This is a genomic window from Microbacterium sp. SORGH_AS_0428 (assembly GCF_031453615.1).
In the GTDB taxonomy this organism is placed as follows: domain Bacteria; phylum Actinomycetota; class Actinomycetes; order Actinomycetales; family Microbacteriaceae; genus Microbacterium.
Genome location: NZ_JAVIZT010000001.1, coordinates 721,109 through 738,488, shown reverse-complemented (window position 1 = coordinate 738,488; position 17,380 = coordinate 721,109). Strand labels below are relative to the sequence as shown.

Genomic DNA, 17,380 nt, shown 5'->3' with positions numbered 1-17,380 from the left:
GACCCGGAGGAATGCATGACCGACGCCGTGACGGAGATCATCCCGCCACGCGAGACGACGACGTCCACCGCGCCACGTCGATCCCTGCGATCGCTGCCGGTGTTCTCCGATCGCGTGTTCCGTGCCGTGTGCTTCGCCGCGGGGGGCGTCACCGTCGCCATCATGCTGGCCGTCGGCGTGTTCCTGTCCGCGCGCGGCGGCCAGGCTCTCGTGTCGGCGGGCCCGTCCTTCCTTTGGGTGCAGGAGTGGAACCCGCGCGACGGCGTGCCCGACTCCTTCGGCATCGCCGCCGTGCTCTTCGGCACGGTCACGATCGCCGTCATCGCGTTGCTCCTGTCGTTCCCGCTGGCGTTCGGCACGGCGCTGCTGATCAGCGAGATCCTCCCGAACTCGGTGAAGCGGGCGATGGTCACGATCGTCGATCTCATGGCCGCGGTCCCCAGCGTCGTCTTCGGTCTCTGGGGCGTGCAGTACCTCCAGGAGAACGCCGTCCCGGTCGCGCAGTGGATCTCGTCCACGTTCGGATGGATCCCCGTCTTCGCCGTCACGGACTCCGACGGAGCATCCCTGACCGAAGCCAGCGCCTTCACGTCATCGGCCTTCATCGCCGGCATGGTGGTCGCGCTGATGGTGCTGCCCACGCAGACGTCGATCATGCGGGAGGCGTTCTCGCAGGCCCCGATCGGGGAGCGCGAAGGCGCTCTCGCATTGGGGTCGACGCGATGGGGGATGATCCGCACCGTCGTGCTCCCCTTCGGGCGCGGCGGCATCATCGGCGGCACGATGCTGGGACTCGGTCGGGCCCTGGGCGAGACCATCGCCGTCTACATGATCATCTCGCCGATCTTCACGATCAACTGGCAGGTCCTCAAGACCGGAACGAACTCCGTGTCGGCGCTCATCGCCCTGCGCTACGGGGAATCCAGCGAATTCGGCCTCTCCGCGCTCATGGCGGCGGGACTCGCACTGTTCCTGATCACCCTGGTGATCAACTTCACGGCATCATCGATCGTCGCGCGCTCGCGCTCGGGGGCGGAGAGCAACGGATGAGCTTCGTCGACGCGCAGGAGCGGGTGGGGGAGATGCCCGCGGATCCGGTCTCCCGCGGAGGGGGACGCACCCGCATCCCCTCGGCGCCCGCGGGACGCGCCCGCCCCGAGCGGCGTCGGCCCGGCACCGCGGCGCTGGAGGACGGCTTCGATCTGGGTGGGGCGCTGCTGGCGGGCATCTGCGTCGCGACGCTGCTGTTCGGTTGGATCGCGCCGCTGTCGGGGATCATCGGATGGATCGTGGTGGCCTACATCGTCTTCGTGGCGGTGTACGCCGTGCTGGTCGGCCTGCGCGCGGATCGACTCGCCGTGGCGAACCGCCTGGCCACCGTGCTCATGGCCACCGCCGGGATCGTGGTCCTGACCGCACTCGTGTTCGTCGTCCTGTACACCGTCGGACGGGGGATCCCCGCCCTGTCGCACCCGAACTTCTTCGTCGAGACCATGCGCTTCGCCGGACCGCTCGATCCCCTGGATGTCGGCGGGATCGCCCACGCGGTGGTGGGAACCCTCATCCAGATCGGCATCGCCCTGGTGATCACCGTGCCGCTGGGCATCATCACCGCCGTCTTCCTCAACGAGATCGGCGGCCCGTTCGCGCGTTTCGTGCGCACCGTCTCCGACGCCATGACGGCTCTGCCGTCGATCGTGGCGGGCCTGTTCGTCTACGCGGCCCTGATCACGCTCATCACCAAGGAGCGTTCGGGGTTCGCGGCCGCGGTGGCGATCACGGTCATGATGCTGCCGATCGTCATCCGCTCCGCCGACGTGGTGCTGCGTCTCGTTCCCCATCACCTGCGCGAAGCCTCCTACGCGCTGGGGGCGTCACGCTGGCGGACCGTGTGGACCGTCGTGCTGCCGACCTCGCGGTCCGGGCTCGCCACGGCCGTCATCCTCGGCACGGCGCGCGGGATCGGAGAGACCTCCCCTGTCCTGCTCACCTCGGGCGTGACCGCGGAGCTGAACACCAACCCGTTCTCGGGGCCGATGATCTCGCTCCCGCTGCAGGTCTTCACCTTCGTCCAGTCGCCCGAGCCCCAGATGGTCGCCCGAGGCTTCGGCACCGCAGCGGTGCTGATCCTGCTGGTGTTGAGCCTGTTCGTCGTCGCGCGCCTGATCGGAGGACGCGGCGCCGGGGTGCTCTCCGACGGTCAGCGCCGTCGCGCGGCGCACCGTTCGCAGCACGACCTCATCCGCATCACCCACCGCACCCGTACGGACTCGCCGGCGATTCTCGCTGCGACGACACCCACGCAGGAGAACCCGTGATCGCCCGTTCCCGTCGCCCCCTCGCGGGCCTCGTCGCAGCCCTTGCCGTCGTGGCATCGCTGGTCGCGACCTCCGTCCCCGCCTCGGCGGCGACGTACGTGGTGGTCTCCGGGTCGGGCTCGACGTGGTCCTCGAATGCGCTCGACCAGTGGCGGCGCAACGTCGCCAACAACTACGGGATGACGGTCAACTTCTCGGGCACGGGCTCCTCCGCGGGACGCGCGGACTTCATCAAGGGAACGGTGGACTTCGCGGTGAGCGAGATCCCCTTCCAAGCGGCGCCCGAGGACGGCTCCGCCCCCGAGCGCTCGGATCGTCCCTACGCGTATCTCCCGATCGTCGCCGGTGGTACCGCGCTCATGTACAACCTGGTGATCAGCGGCAAGCGCGTCACGGATCTGAAGCTCTCGGGCGAGGTGGTCACGAAGATCTTCACCGGGCAGATCTCGCGATGGAACGACCCCGCCATCCAGGCGCTCAATGCGTCGCTCACGCTGCCGGACATGAAGATCGTGCCCGTCGTGCGTTCGGACGGCTCAGGCTCGACCGCGCAGTTCACCAAATGGATGTCGACGCAGTATCCCGGCATCTGGACGACAGGGATGACGTCGCAGTTCCCGGCTGACAAGCTGCCCGACGCGAAGCGCCAGAGCGGTTCGCTCGGCGTCTCCGGCTACGTGGGCAACGACAACGGGGTCGGCTCGATCACCTACGTGGAGTACTCGTACCCGAAGGGCATGGGTTTCCCCGTCGTCCAGGTGCAGAACGCCGCGGGCAACTTCGTCGGACCCACGGCCGAGAACGTGGAGATCGCGCTGCGACTGGCGCGCATCAACGAGGACCAGTCCTCACCCGACTACCTGACCCAGATCCTCAACGACGTCTACAGCAATCCCGACCCGTCCGCGTACCCGATGTCCAGCTACTCCTACATGATCGTGCCGACAGCGGTCGGCGGCGTGTTCACGACGGAGAAGGGATACACGCTGGGCGAGTTCGTCAAGTACGTGGTCTGCGACGGGCAGAAGCAGGCAGGGGCACTGGGATACTCGCCGCTGCCGATGAACCTCGTCAAAGCCGCCTTCCAGCAGATCACCCGCATCCCGGGCTCCGCGGTGGGGGAGTTCAACTCCGACTCGTGCAACAACAAGGGGGCCGCGGGCGAGGCGCAGTCTGGTGGCGGGGGCGGCGCCGCGGGTGGTGCCGGCGCGTCCACGGACGCGGCTGCCGCCGCCGGCTCTCCCGCCGCGGCAGCGACGACGACCGAGGCCGTGTACGACGCGAACGGCAACCTGGTCTCGGGTGCCGCGGGCGCGGGCGGGGCTGCGGCCGTGTCGTCTCCGTTCACGCTGGCCGCGTCGAGCTTCGGAGCGTCTCAGGTGGGCATGCTGATCGCGGCGATCCTGTTCGTCATCGCGGTCCTGGTGCCGCCGCTCCTGGTGCGCCGCGCGCGCCGTCGCTGACTCGCGTCACCCGCCGTTCACCGGCCGCACGACGACTCGACCGCGGCGAGATCCTGCCGTTCCCAGCCGCGACAGAGCCGATTCTTCGCGACTTCCTAGCTTTAGCACTGCCGCCCTGGCGGCGAGATCCAAGGAGTATGACGTGGTCCGATTCGGGCGATGCGCCACGGCGGTGCGCGCGGCAGCGGCGGGTGTTGTGGTGTTCGCCGCCGTGCTCTCCCTCTCCGTGATCGGCGCAGGCGCCGCGCGGGCGGAGACCGACTCCGCGGCGATCGTCTCGGCGCACGAGCAGGACCCCGACTACCAGAACGCGCCGTTCCCGGCCCTGGAGCTGCGTGTCTCGCAGACGAAGAACCTGGGCGCGCAGGCGGTGCGCGTCTCGTGGCAGGGTGCGGCCGCCTCGACGGTGCCCAACAGCCAGAACGGCGGAGAGAACTACCTGCAGCTCATGCAGTGCTGGGGTGACACGCTCGAGAACGGCGTCCTCGCACCGGATCGCACGACCTGCCAGTTCGGTGGCACGAACGCCGAGGGCGCACGTCGCGACCGCAACGTCGACTCCGTCGATGCGATCGCCCCCGCCGATCAGCAGTACTCGGTCACCACGGGTGATGTGCCCTACACCGGCATCCCTTTCGTCTCGGCGATGAAGAACCCGGAGACGGGACGCAACGACACCGTGGCGCGCGTGGTCGACGGCAAGATCGTGCCCGGCGTCGACCTGAACACGAACAAGTACTTCACGCAGTACACGACCAACGAGGTCGCCTGGGCCGGCTCCTCCGCGGACGGAACCGGATCGGTCACCTTCGAGACGCAGACCGTCATGCAGTCGCCGGGACTCGGATGCGGCTCGCCGCAGACCGCCGCGGACGGCACCGTGACCGGCACTTCGTGCTGGCTGGTGGCCGTGCCGCGCGGGCCGGGGTACAACCGGGACTCGCCGCTGTTCTGGGACGAGTGGAAGCACCGGCTGGCCGTGCGCCTGGAGTTCCTTCCGGTCGGCAACCACTGCGCGATCGGTGCGGGCGAGCAGCAGCTCGCGGGCACGGAGCTCATCGCCGACGCCGTCTCGTCGTGGCAGCCGCAGCTCTGCGGATCCGACGGCGGCGACGTCTACACGCTGATCACGACGACGGATGCGGATGCGGCGGCGACGGCCAACACCTCGGCCGACGCGCCCTTGGCACTCACCTCGAACGCTCTGCGGCCGGCGGAGGGGCAGACCGACGGACTGATCTACGCACCGCTCGCCCTCACGTCCGTCGCGGTCACCTTTGCGGTGGACAGATACCCCTCGGACTCCGCGGGGCCCGAGGAGCAGGCCATGGCGAGGCAGCCGTTCACGGAGATGAAGCTCACCCCCCGGCTCCTGGCGAAGCTGCTCACCTCCTCCTACACCGATGCGCTGCCCACCAACTCCGACAAGCAGGGACTGGGGGCGAACCCGCAGAACCTCCTCTTCGATCCGGACTTCCGCGCGCTCAACCCGGAGTGGGCCGATCAGTCGATCGTGAGCCCCGCCGTGGCAGACGTGATGGTGCCGCTGGGACGCTCGGAGTACGCCCGCGCGGTCTGGGAGTACATCGCAGCGGATGCGGAGGCCCGGGACTTCCTCGCCGGCGTTCCGGACCCGTGGGGGATGCGGGTCAATGCGTGGGCGTCGACGAATCCGGAGATCCATCCCAACGGCGTAGGGATGGCCGTGCCGCGCGACAACTTCCCCAAAGTCGACCCCGCCGAGGCGTACAGCGGCACGGACAAGGCGCTGAACACCGTGACCTGGCGTCCGTACACGAACGATCTCGCCGCCGGCGCCTACAACGCCCTGCGCGGGGACGGTCTGAACGTGGGGGAGTGGGACCCGATCAGCGTGCCGGCCAAGTGGCAGCGCAAGACGCGCGATCTGACAGGCGAGCGCAAGGTGCTCGCCCTCACCGACGGCTCCTCGGCGGAGCGCTATCAGAGCGTCACGGCATCCCTGCGAAACGCGTCGGGTGAGTTCGTGCGTCCGACCTCGGAAGCGATGCTCGCCGCCGCCGCCGCCATGACCGCCTCGCCCGCCCAACCGCAGGTCTACGCGCTGGATGCGGCGTCCGCAGCGGTGCGGGAGGCTCCCTCGGCCTACCCGCTCACCCTGCCCGTGTACGCCGCGACGAACCCGACGCTCCTGTCCGGCTCCGTCCGTCAGAGCTACGCGCAGTTCATCCAGTACGCCGCGCGGGACGGGCAGACACCCGGCGACGCGTTCGGTCAGCTGCCCGCGGGGTACGCGCCTCTTCCGGCGAGCTGGCGTGAGCGAGCACTGGTCGCGGCCGCCGCGATCTCGGCGGCCGGCCAGCCGGCGACTCCGCCGGCCGTCGCCGCTCCGCCCGCATCGGCGCCTCCCGCCGTCGCGCCCGCAGCGGCCGGCGGCGCTGCCGCCGGCGTGCCGGCTCCTGCCGTCGCCGCGCCGGCTGCCACAGGTGCCGTCGCCGCGGCGCTGTCCGCGGGCGCGACGCCGGACGATCCGGACAACGGTCCCCTCGTGAGCGCCCTCCCGCTGAGCGCGCTCGCCGGCGCGCTCGCCGCCGGCGCCGTGCCCTTCGTCGGTCGGCTCGGCCGGCGTCCTTGACTTCCCCTCGCACCTTCCAACCCGAACAGAAAGAGCAATCCATGAAACTGAAGCGCCTTGCCGCGATCACCGCGGCGCTCGGCGTCGTGGTGGCCGGTGGCCTCGTGGCAAGCTCGGCCAACGCCGAGGTCGTCTCGAACAGCTACGTGCTCGTCGGCTCCGACACCCTCCAGGATGCGGCCAACGCCCTCGCCAACGGCACCAGCATCACCGGCACGCGTGTGCGTGTGACGGCGGGTGGCAACACGATCGGCTCGTTCGACGCGTTCCCCTCCACCGGCACGGGCAGCCAGATCCAGACCAAGCCCGGCGGCCCCTACTTCCAGCGCCCCTCCGGCTCGGGCAACGGCGTCTCCGCGCTGCGCGCCTCGATCACCGGCGGCGCGTGGAACGGCAAGACCATCACCGGCCAGGTCGACATCGCACGGTCCTCGTCCGGTCCGGGTGCCAACCAGAACCCGGATGGCAAGCTGGCCTACGTGCCGTTCGGCCGCGACGCGGTCTCCTACGTCTACAAGGGCGGAACCGCCGCGTGGGCGAACCTCACCGCCTCCCAGCTCAAGCAGGTCTTCGAGGGCACGCTCACCTCGATCGACGGCGTCGCCGTGAACCCGCGTCTGCCGCAGTCCGGATCCGGAACCCGCTCGTTCTTCCTCAGCGCGATCGGCAACCCCACGCTGAAGGCGGGTATCGACACCAACAACACCACGGCGGAGAACGACGCCACGGTGCTGAACGACGGAGAGATCATCCCGTTCTCGGTCGCGAGCTGGACGGCCCAGGTCACCGGAGCCGCCGGTGTCAACACGGTCGCCGCCGCGTCCGGAGTCACCCTCGGCAGTGCGGTCGCCGGGGTCGCTGCGGTGTCCGGCTCGGGAGCCACCACGGTTCCGAACGCCTCCTACTACGCCAACACGACGTTCGGACGCGACACCTACCTCGTGGTCGAGCGTGCGCGTATCACCGTCGGCGACGCGAAGTACGACCCGGCGCTGGCGGGCCTCGTGAACCCTTCGGTCAGCTCCAGCCTCACCAACTTCACCTCCGGCGTCTCTGGGTCCCCCCGTCGCGTGAAGGAGAAGTTCGGGTTCCTCGCGCCGTCCCAGACGGCACCCATCTACGCCTACGCGTCCCTCTGACCCGCACTCTCGAAAAGGACATCAACCTCATGAAGATCAACCTCACGCGCGTCGCGGCCGCCGGCCTCGCCGTCGCCATCGGAATCGGTGCCGTGGGTCTGGGCGCCACGTCCGCCACCGCGGCCGTGGGTGATTGGACCCCCAACGGCACTCCGGAGCCGTACTACATCTACGACTTCGACGGCGTCCTGCAGAACGGCACCACCGTTCTTCACTACGACGACGGATTCGTCGCGTCGCCTTCGCCCACGGATGTCGAGGCCCGCTTCGCGGCGGCCCCGGCCGACGCCGAAGGAGTCTGGGTCTTCATCGCCCCCAAGGGCAAGGAGACCTCGATCGCCGACTGGTCCTCGAAGATCGACTTCGGTCTGCTGGTGCCCGGTCCCGACAACCGGGTGCTCCAGCCCACGGCGAGCATGGCGCAGTTCCCCGCCACGACCTTCGGAGCCGTCAAGGCCGCCGGCGGTGACTACAGCCTCGGTTTCGCGTTCACCAAGAACAACGGCGTGACGTTCGTCGGAATGGGCGCCTACAACACCGTCCACGTGGTCGCGGGCACGGGCGACTACACCTACGACGTGCCGCAGCAGATCCCCGGTGGGGGCGGCAGCGACCCCGTGGGTGGCACGGGCGAGATCGGCATCACCACCGCGGTCGCCGGCCCCGTGGACGGGGCGCTCTCGCTCACCGTCCCCAGCGGCGCCAAGGCGACGCTCGGCAACCCCACGCTCGACGCCGACGGCCGCTCGATCTCGACCGGAAGCCTGCCGACCTTCTCGGTCACGGACGAGCGTTTCGTGAGCAAGCCGGGCTGGACCGTCAACACCACCGTCGCCGACTTCGGAAGCGGCTCGAACAGCGTGCCCGCGTCGGCCCTCGGCATCGTTCCCTCCATCGGTGCATCGAGCACGTCGTCGGGCGTGAGCAAGGCGACGTTCCTGGCCGGGGCGCAGAGCTCGTCGTTGTTCGCTGAAGCCGTCGCCGGTTCCGGCATCGGTCAGACCGACCTCTCCGGGGCACTGACCTTCACGGCGCCGAAGGGCACGCCCGCCGGCACCTACACCTCGACGATGACGGTCACGCTCGTCTCGAAGTGAGTCGGGGCGGGCGACCAGCGCCCGCCCCGGGGTGCCGTGTCCGAGCAGCGCTCGGGCACGGCACCCGTCCTTCCTCGTTCGTCTCGCGTTCAGCTCCGGTACGCGAGGCGGACAGCCCGATATGGAGTGAATTGTCCGTGCACGCAACCCGAACCCGAACGGGTCTTCCTCTCCCTCTGCGCGCGAGTGTCGCCGTACTCGTCGTCGTGGTCTGCGCAGTCCTCGCGATCACAGCGACGCCCGTACCCGCGCGCGCCGACGACACCGAGTCGATCGCCGGCGCCCCCTGCGCCGACGACGGCACCGTCGACGGCCGGTCTCGCTTCTCGTACGAGGCTGCTCCCGGTCAGCAGGTCTCGGACTGCTACACGGTGGCCAACACGGGCTCGACGGTGCAGCGGGTCTCGGTCTACGCGACCGACGCCTTCAACACCGAGAGCGGCGACTTCGCTCTGCTCGACGCGGATGCGGCGCCCTCCGACGCGGGCTCCTGGGTGGTGCTGGAGGACGGGTCCACCCGCATGCAGTTCGAGCTGGCGCCCGGCCAGTCGCGACCGGTGCGCTTCACGATGACCGTCCCCGCCGACGCGGGGCCCGGCGACCACGCGGGCGGCCTGTTGGTGTCGGCCCAGACGCCGTCGGACCAGATCCTGGTCGATCGACGGGTCGGCACCCGGCTCTACGTCCGGGTGCCCGGCGAACTCCAGTCCTTGCTGAACATCACGGGGATGACCGCGACGTACAACCCCGCGCTCAACCCGTTCGAGGGTTCCACCGCCGTCACGCTCACGGTCACCAACCAGGGCAACGTCGCGCTCGCTCCCACCCTGGTCCTCGTGGTCAAGAGCTTCTTCGGCACCGAGCTCACCGACCGACGGCTGGAGAACCTCGACGAGCTGCTCCCGGGCGCCAGTCGCACCGTCACGTACGACATCGGCCCCGTCGGTCAGTACGTCTTCGTCGAGGCGGCCGCCTCGCTGTACTCGCGGGGCGATGCCAGCGGTGCGAGCGAACAGGCTCCGCCCGCGCCGCAGATCGACCGTTCCGCCGGCGCCTGGGCGCTGCCGTGGGTCCTCATCGCCGCTCTGCTGCTCGCCGCGATCGTCGTCCTGTTCACGCGCTGGCGTCGTCGGCGTGATGAGAAGCGGGCAGCGGAGTGGATCGCGTTCACGCAGGCCGAGGCGCGACGCGCGGCCGCCGATCGAGGCTCCGATGTCGGCGTGGGTGTCTGAGGTGTCGCCACGACGTATGCATGCCGCGCGGATGTGGGCGGCGACAGGACTCGTGATGCTCGCGCTCTCCCTGCTGGCCACGCCCGCGCAGGCGCAGGATGCGGACGCGGACGGCATCGGCATCAGCGTGCCCGTCATCGGCCCGACCCCGGCGGCCGGTGCCGCGAACACCGCTCCCGGCGGCACCGGCCGCGGCGGGACCGCCCCCGCCGCGCCGGCAGCCGTCGCCGCGAACACCGTGGCCGCCCCGCCCGCGGCCGGTGACATGCTCATCGCCGGCGGACTCTACGTGGGCGACATCAACGGCGGATCGCGTCCGACGATGAACCCGTGGGGAGGCGTCGCGGACACGTGGATCACGGTGCGCAACCTCTCGGTCGAGACGATCGATCTCTCCGCCGACTTCAGCCTCGCGACCGTCACGGGCGCGCGGATCTCGGGCGACGAGGTCGACGTGCGTGCTCTGAAGCCCGGTGAGACGCGAGTCGTCGGCACCTCTCTCGAGGGAACGGGACAGTGGCCGCTCGTCGTGGCCCGTGTCACCATCGTTCCCCCCGAGGTCATCGCCGGCTCGCAGACGGCGCCGGTCAGCAGGGCGGGGATCGTCTACGTCTTTCCCTGGCTCGGAGCCATCGGCCTCGTCGTGATCGCCGTCGCCATGGTGCTTCTGCGTGTCGCTGTGCGGCCCCCGGCGACGGCGACGATCGCCGCATGAGTGCCGCCGCAGTCGCTCCCGCCCCACCGCGCAGGACGCCCTCGCCGCCTCGTCGCGCGCCGCGCGCCGCCCGCCCGCCGCTGACGCTGGCGCAGGCGATCGTGCGCGGCATCCTGGTCATGCTCGCCTCTTTGATCGTGACGTTCCTGGCGACGCTGCTGATCGTCGGGAACGTGAGCTACCACGCCGCCCAGCAGCAGCTCACCGAGCGATTCCGGGGGGAGCTCGCCGGAGGCACGGCACCGGTCAGCGAGGGCGACTATCTCGATGTCCTGCTTCCCGACGGCGCACCGGTGGCGATCATCGACATCCCGCAGATCGGCCTGTACGACACGGTCGTGGAGGGGACGTCGTCGGGGGTCCTGATGAGCGGTCCCGGCCATCGCCGCGACAGCGTGCTTCCCGGGCAGCGCGGCGTGAGCGTCCTGATGGGACGCGCGCTGGCCTACGGTGGGCCCTTCGGCGGTCTCTCGCGGCTCGCGCCCGGGGATCGCTTCTCGGTCACCACGGGGCAGGGCGCGCACACCTTCGAGGTCATGGGGACGCGGTACGCGGGGGATCCCGCGCCGTCGAATCCCCGGCCGGGCGAGAGCCGGCTGATCCTGGTGACCGCGCGCGGCGGTCCGCTGACCCCGGTCGGCGTGCAGTACCTGGACGCGGTGATGGTGGGGGAGTCCCAGCCCGCGGGAGCCCGGCAGACGACGCGCCTCACGCTGCCGGTCCAGGACGCCCCGCTCGCGACCGACACGCGCACCGTCTGGGCGCTCATCTTCTCGCTCCAGCTCCTCGTCGCCGGCGAGGTCGGCGCTGTCTGGTCGCTGCGGCGCTTCGGCTGGCGCAAGTCCTGGGTGGTGTTCTTCCCCCTGATGGTGCTGGCGAGCCTTCTGACCGCCACCCAGGTCGCCTTCCTTCTTCCCAACCTCATCTGAGCGGAGAGCCTCCATGTCGACACCTCCAGATTCCCCGGCCTCCGTGCCCGACGAGACGATCACCGAGGTGGTCTTCCCGATGCGGGGCACCGGCGATCAGGTCGGCGCCGCGGCGCGCGGGGCGGGCGCCTCATCGTCGTCCGGTGCGATGGAGTCGGCCCCGGGCGCGCTCGCCCGCCGGGCCGGTCGAGTCCTCGGCCCCCGCTTCCTCGGGCGTGCCGCAGGCGCCGCTCGGGATGCGACGACGATCGTTCCCGTGGCATCGCCCTCGGGCCCGGCAGGCGTCACGGCTCCCGAGCCGGCTCCGGCCCCGGCTCAGCTGGATGCCCGCCTGATCTCGGCCTGGTTCGGTGAGCACCAGGTGCTCCAGGACGTCTCGCTGATGATGCCGTCCGGGATGGTGACGGCGCTCATCGGGCCGTCCGGATGCGGGAAGTCGACGTTCCTGCGCATCCTCAATCGCATGCACGAGCTTGTTCCGTCCGCCTCTCTCGCGGGCGAGGTGCTCCTGGACGGTGCCGACATCTACGAACCGACGCTGCCGGTCGTGGAGGCGCGCAAGCGCATCGGGATGGTCTTCCAGAAGCCGAACCCGTTCCCCGCGATGTCGATCTACGACAACGTGCTCGCCGGGCTCACGCTCACCGGCGTGCGAGCGGACCGCGACCGCAGGGACCATCTGGTGGAGAGCTGCCTCACGAAGGCGGGGCTCTGGACGGAGCTCAAGGACAGACTGCGTTCGCCGGGCGGAGGGCTGTCCGGCGGGCAGCAGCAGCGTCTGTGCATCGCCCGCTCTCTGGCCGTGCGTCCGCGGGTGCTGCTCATGGACGAACCCTGCTCGGCACTGGATCCCACCTCCACGCGCGTGATCGAGGAGACGATGCTCGAGCTGGCGCAGGAGGTGACGATCGTGATCGTCACCCACAACATGCAGCAGGCTCAGCGGGTGTCCCAGCAGTGCGCGTTCTTCCTCGCATCCCAGGGGCAGCCGGGGCACATCGTGGAGTACGGCGACACCGATGCCATGTTCGCCGAGCCCGTCGACCCGCGGACCTTCGACTACGTCAACGGACGGTTCGGATAAATTAGGGATTCGCTTATTTTGACAGCAGATTAGCTAATAGCTTATCATTCGGGAATGATCAGCGTTGTGACCGCCGACATCGTCGGGTCCCGAGACCTCGCCGACCGAGCCGGTGCGCAGCGCGTCATCGAGGACGTACTCGCCCGCGTGCACACGGACCTCGGTGTCGCCGAACGCGCCCTCGAGCCGACGGTGGGGGACGAGTTCCAAGGGCAGTTCCCCGATCTGCCCGCTGCGCTGCAGAGCATCCTGCTCGTCACCCTCGCGCTGCCCGACGGGCTCGCACTGCGCTTCGGGGTCGGAGTGGGGCCCGTGTACACGATCCCCGCACGCGGCTCCGAGCTGCCGGAGGGGCCCGGGTGGTGGGCGGCACGACAGGCCATCGACACCCTCCACGCGAAGCAGGTGCGTGCGATGCCGGCGGTGCGCACCTGGATCGCCGCTGCGCAGGACGAGGATGCGGCGGTGCATGAGCAGGTGCGTCTGGCGAACGCGTACGTCTGGGCCCGCGACGAACTCGTGAACGCGATGGGGGAGCGGGCGCGCCGTGTCGTCTACGGACGCTGCATGGGTCTGACTCAGCGGGAGCTGGCCGCGCGCGAGCAGATCACGCAATCCGCGGTGTCGCAGCTGCTCACCGCCTCCGGGGCCGCGGGCCTCGTCGAAGGCTTCGTGCAATGGCGACGGTGAGACGCGTCAGAAGATCGCGAGGCGCACGAGTGCGCCGACCACTCCCGCCCACAGCAGGCTGGCGAGCGTCCCGACGATGAAGCGCTCGCGGGCGGCCGAGGTGGCGAGTTCGGAGAAGCGGCCGATGCCCTTGATGGCGACGACGACGGCGACGGCCTCCGGGAACCCCGCCAGCAGCGACAGCACGACCGCGAGCCGCTCGAGGTAACCGATCGTGGTGCCGCCGCGCAGCACTTCCTCCAATCCGGGCTCCGGGCCCTCGCCGGTGCGCGAGCGGAAGACGAGGATGCCGCCCGCATCCCCTTCGCGGACCTGACCGTGGGTGGCGATGTCGAGGATGCGGCGCGTCACAGGGTCGCCGCCGGTCACCGCGAGGGCGGTTCCGAGCAGGGCGAGGGGGAGTCCGATGATCAGGGGGATCTCCACGGGGAGCACGACGACGCTCACCAGCCCCACGAGCACGAGCCCCGTCGCCACCGCGAGGGCGGCATCGGCGGGGCGCCGACGCGCGACGAGCACCAGGATCAGCGCTGCCGCCAGGGCCAGCAGCAGCGCGAGGCTCGTGACGCCGGCGACGATCAGCTCGGGGGAGAGGGTGAACATGGTGCCAGTGTCCCAGCCGCCTCCGACTCCCCTCGTCCTCCCGCGCCGGGAGGCGGCGGAGCCCCGGCCAGTTGCTACGCTGGCAGGCGTGTCTACGCCCGCTGTGAGCGCGACCGCCCCCGCCAACGACCCCTCGTTCTCGAACGTGTGGGACGAACTGGTCTGGCGCGGCTCCGTGCATGTGTCCACCGATCCCGAGGCGTTGCGCGCCGTGCTGGGCGAGGGACCGATCACGTATTACTGCGGCTTCGATCCGACGGCGCCCAGCCTGCACCTCGGCAACCTCGTGCAGCTGATCGTCATGCGCCGGTTGCAGCTCGCGGGCCATCGCCCGCTCGGGCTGGTGGGAGGATCCACCGGGCTCATCGGCGACCCTCGTCCGTCGGCCGAGCGCACGCTCAACACCCGAGAGACCGTCGAGGAATGGGTTCTGCGCCTGCGCGCGCAGGTCGAGCGCTTCCTCAGCTTCGAAGGCGAGAACGCGGCGCGGATCGTCAACAACCTCGACTGGACCGCCCCCCTGTCGGCGATCGATTTCCTTCGCGAGGTCGGCAAGCACTTCCGCGTCGGGACGATGCTCAAGAAGGATGCGGTCAGCGCCCGCCTGAACTCCGAGGCGGGCATCAGCTACACGGAGTTCAGCTACCAGATCCTGCAGGGGCTCGACTACCTCGAGCTGCACCGCCAGTACGGCTGCGTCCTGCAGACGGGCGGATCGGACCAGTGGGGAAACCTCACCAGCGGCACCGATCTCATCCATCGCGTCGAGGGGGTCTCGGTCCATGCGATCGGCACCCCGCTGATCACCAACAGCGACGGCACGAAGTTCGGCAAGAGCGAAGGCAACGCGGTCTGGCTGGATGCCGAGATGTGCAGTCCCTACCGCATGTACCAGTTCTGGCTGAACACCGACGACGCCGACGTCATCGACCGCTTGAAGGTGTTCACCTTCCTCACCCGCGAGGAGATCGACCGCTACGCCGACCAGGTGCAGGCCGAGCCCTTCCGCCGGGCGGCGCAGAAGCGTCTCGCGCTGGAGGTCACGGCGCTCGTGCACGGACTCGCGGCGGCGGAGGCGGTCGTGGCCGCATCCGACGCACTCTTCGGGCAGGGCGACCTGACCGCTCTGGATGCGGCGACGCTGCGCGCGGCGATCGACGAACTGCCCCACGCGGAGATCGAGCCGGAGATGACGGTGGCACGGGCGCTGGTCGCCACGGGGCTCGTCTCCTCGCTGAGCGAGGCGCGCCGTGCCGTGGCACAGGGCGGTGTCAGCCTCGACGGCGAACGCGTCGCCGACGAGTCTGCGACCATCCGTGCCGGGCTCCCGGGTGGCGTCTCGATCATCCGCCGGGGCAAGAAGACGCTCGCGGGACTCGTCCCGCGGGGCTGATACATGCCGTTCACCCCGAGCCACGCGGTGCTCGCGTTGCCGTTCGTGCGGACGCCGCTGGCTCCCGCGGCGGTCGCGGTGGGGGCGATGACGCCGGATCTTCCGTTGTTCGTGCGCGGGCTCCCCGTGACGTACGGCCTCACGCACGACCTCCGATGGCTCCCGGTGACGGCGATGCTGGCGCTCGCGCTGCTGCTGCTGTGGCGCGCCCTGCTGCGCCCGGCCGCGCGGGAGCTCGCACCCGGGCCGCTCGCCGAGCGGCTGCCGGCGGGATGGGATGCTCCGGTACGCACGATCTGGCGGGAGACGTTCGGTGCGTCGGCGACCGCGGCGCTCCTGCTGGCGGCCTCGCTGATGATCGGCGTCGCGAGCCACATCGCCTGGGACGCGTTCACGCACGAGGGTCGACTGGGCTCGCAGCTCTTCCCGGCGCTGGAGGAGCCCTGGGGGCCGCTCCCTGGCATCAAGTGGCTCCAGCACGGCTCCAGCGCGATCGGTCTGGGGATCATCGCGGTGTGGGCGCTGCTGTGGTTGCGCCGTCGTCCCCGTGTTCCGTACGCGCCGCGGACCCCGAGATGGGTGGGTGTCGTCTGGGTGGCGTCGCTTCCCGCTGTCCTGATCGCGGCCTGGGTGATCGGGCTCGCAGCCTACGGTCCGCTCACCTCCGAGTTCACCGTCGCGCACCTGGCCTATCGCGTGCTGCCGCAGGCCTGCGCCGTGTGGGCCGCGGCCACGCTCGTGCTCTGCGGGTTCGTCGTCTGGCGCCGCTCGCGCGGCGTTGCGTCGCGATAGGGAGCAGAATCGAGGCGTGACCGCCGCGCTGCCCGCCCTGACCGAGATGCCCGAACCCCGCTACGTGATGGTGGGTGAAGGGCATCGCATCGCCACATACTCGTGGGGGGAGCCGGACGCGCCGACGGCGGTCGTCGTGCACGGATTCGCCTCGAGCACGCGCGACAACTGGGTGAGCACGGGATGGGTGCGTGACCTGCAGCGGGCGGGATTCCGCGTGGTGGGTCTGGATCAGCGCGGGCACGGTGCGAGCGACAAGCCGCACGAGGCTCGTGACTACGACCTGCGCGAGCTCGCCCGTGACGTCGAGTCGGTCATGGACACGTACCTCATCGACGATGCGGTGTACGTGGGCTATTCCCTCGGAGCCCGGGTGGGGTGGGAGGTCCTTCGCGATCTCCCCGAGCGCGTGCTGCGGGGGGTGCTGGGCGGCGTGCCCGACGGCGTCCCGCTGGGGCGTCTCGACCTGGATCAGGTCAGAGCCCTCATCGAGGACGGCACGCCGGTCACGGATCGCGTCACCCAGGACTACATCGCCCTCACCGAGCGGGTGCCGGGAAACGATCTGCGTGCGCTCTGGGCCATCGCGCAGGGGCTGCGCTCCTCAGGGACCGCGGACCCGGATCCCGCGCTCGCTCCCACGCAGCCGGTGCTGTTCGCCACGGGTACCCAGGACGCGATCATCGAGGGCTCGCGTGCCCTGGCCGCGGCCGCGCCGCACGGCACCTTCCTGGAGATCCCCGATCGACACCACTTCAACGCCCCGGGCTCACGCGTGTTCCGTGCGGCGGCGATCGAGTATCTGGCGGGGGAGTGATCCCACGCGGACCGCGGAAACATGCGCGACACGCCCGGGAGGTGCGCTCGAGTTGGCAGACGGCCGGAACCCACGTAACTTATTACTTGTTCGCCCCACAGGGAAGAGCGGAGAGGCCGAGAGGCCCGGCGCCCCCTCAAGCGGAGAACCACCCCTCATCCTGAAGATCTCGACTTGAGATCTTGTCGCAGATGCGAGTAGGATGAGGATCCCGAACTCCACGAGTCAGATCTTGGGACCACTGCTCTGTCAAGAGCGAAGCGCCGATCCGACACCGAGCCGGGAGAAACGAATAGTTGCCCCATGGTGACGACCGAGAGGTCCGATGGTGGGAGCATCCGTTCCTTGAGAACTCAACAGCGTGCACTTGTCAAATGCCAAATAACCTCGTTCCAGCTTCGGCTGGGTGAGATTCCTTTGGATCAAGTCCAACCCTTTGGGGTTGGCGTTATGGATTGTCAGTGATGGCATCCTTTTGGTCAGTTCAAACTCGC

Annotated in this window: 15 protein-coding genes; 14 read left to right on the top strand and 1 reads right to left on the bottom strand. The window is 69.9% G+C overall.

Translation table 11 applies throughout. The annotated features are described in order from the left end of the window. The first annotated feature begins 15 nt into the window (after nt 1-15). The 11 genes from pstC to QE374_RS03595 all read left to right on the top strand — a co-directional run bounded on the left by pstC (nt 16) and on the right by QE374_RS03595 (nt 13,281). Nucleotides 16-1,050, top strand: a complete 1,035-nt coding sequence (gene pstC, locus QE374_RS03645) for a phosphate ABC transporter permease subunit PstC (RefSeq protein ID WP_309732272.1) — start codon at nt 16-18, stop codon at nt 1,048-1,050. Further along, complete coding sequence (gene pstA, locus QE374_RS03640; RefSeq protein ID WP_309732270.1) at nt 1,047-2,318, top strand: phosphate ABC transporter permease PstA; 1,272 nt, start codon at nt 1,047-1,049, stop codon at nt 2,316-2,318. The genes pstC and pstA overlap by 4 nt, the downstream gene beginning before the upstream one ends. Beyond that, complete coding sequence (gene pstS / locus QE374_RS03635) at nt 2,315-3,781, top strand: phosphate ABC transporter substrate-binding protein PstS (RefSeq protein ID WP_309732269.1); 1,467 nt, start codon at nt 2,315-2,317, stop codon at nt 3,779-3,781. Before pstA ends, pstS begins: the two co-directional genes overlap by 4 nt. Before the next feature lie 142 nt (nt 3,782-3,923). Then, entirely contained in the window at nt 3,924-6,395 is a 2,472-nt protein-coding gene (locus QE374_RS03630) for a hypothetical protein (protein WP_309732267.1), read from the top strand. 41 nt (nt 6,396-6,436) lie between these two features. Next, nucleotides 6,437-7,534 carry a hypothetical protein gene (locus QE374_RS03625; RefSeq protein ID WP_309732265.1) on the top strand — a complete coding sequence of 366 codons (1,098 nt, stop codon included), beginning with the start codon at nt 6,437-6,439 and terminating at the stop codon, nt 7,532-7,534. A gap of 29 nt (nt 7,535-7,563) precedes the next feature. Beyond that, the gene (locus QE374_RS03620; protein ID WP_309732263.1) at nt 7,564-8,631 is read left to right on the top strand and encodes a hypothetical protein; all 1,068 of its coding nucleotides are present in this window, start codon (nt 7,564-7,566) and stop codon (nt 8,629-8,631) included. A gap of 137 nt (nt 8,632-8,768) precedes the next feature. Then, the gene (locus tag QE374_RS03615; protein WP_309732261.1) at nt 8,769-9,863 is read left to right on the top strand and encodes a hypothetical protein; all 1,095 of its coding nucleotides are present in this window, start codon (nt 8,769-8,771) and stop codon (nt 9,861-9,863) included. A gap of 16 nt (nt 9,864-9,879) precedes the next feature. Next, nucleotides 9,880-10,578: a hypothetical protein gene (locus QE374_RS03610; protein ID WP_309732259.1), complete on the top strand. Its 699-nt coding sequence runs from the start codon at nt 9,880-9,882 to the stop codon at nt 10,576-10,578. Continuing rightward, a complete protein-coding gene (locus QE374_RS03605; protein WP_309732258.1) occupies nt 10,575-11,507 on the top strand; it encodes a sortase domain-bontaining protein in 933 nt (310 codons plus the stop codon). Before QE374_RS03610 ends, QE374_RS03605 begins: the two co-directional genes overlap by 4 nt. Nucleotides 11,508-11,655: 148 nt before the next feature. Next, entirely contained in the window at nt 11,656-12,591 is a 936-nt protein-coding gene (locus tag QE374_RS03600; RefSeq protein ID WP_309736594.1) for a phosphate ABC transporter ATP-binding protein, read from the top strand. 54 nt (nt 12,592-12,645) lie between these two features. After that, a complete protein-coding gene (locus tag QE374_RS03595) occupies nt 12,646-13,281 on the top strand; it encodes a SatD family protein (RefSeq protein WP_309732256.1) in 636 nt (211 codons plus the stop codon). A gap of 6 nt (nt 13,282-13,287) precedes the next feature. Here the strand turns inward: QE374_RS03595 and QE374_RS03590 are convergent, their stop codons facing one another. After that, nucleotides 13,288-13,884 (bottom strand): hypothetical protein, encoded by a 597-nt coding sequence (locus QE374_RS03590; RefSeq protein WP_309732254.1) that lies wholly within the window; start codon nt 13,882-13,884, stop codon nt 13,288-13,290. Nucleotides 13,885-13,972: 88 nt separating this feature from the next. On the opposite strand from QE374_RS03590, the gene tyrS reads away from it, so the two are divergent. From tyrS to QE374_RS03575, 3 genes are read left to right on the top strand one after another with little or no spacing between them, the layout of a single operon-like run. Continuing rightward, entirely contained in the window at nt 13,973-15,277 is a 1,305-nt protein-coding gene (gene tyrS, locus QE374_RS03585) for a tyrosine--tRNA ligase (RefSeq protein ID WP_309732252.1), read from the top strand. A 3-nt stretch (nt 15,278-15,280) separates the two neighbouring features. Then, nucleotides 15,281-16,069, top strand: coding sequence for a DUF4184 family protein (locus QE374_RS03580; RefSeq protein WP_309732250.1), 789 nt, complete (start codon nt 15,281-15,283; stop codon nt 16,067-16,069). A gap of 16 nt (nt 16,070-16,085) precedes the next feature. Beyond that, nucleotides 16,086-16,886: an alpha/beta hydrolase gene (locus QE374_RS03575; protein WP_309732248.1), complete on the top strand. Its 801-nt coding sequence runs from the start codon at nt 16,086-16,088 to the stop codon at nt 16,884-16,886. Nucleotides 16,887-17,380 lie beyond the last annotated feature (494 nt).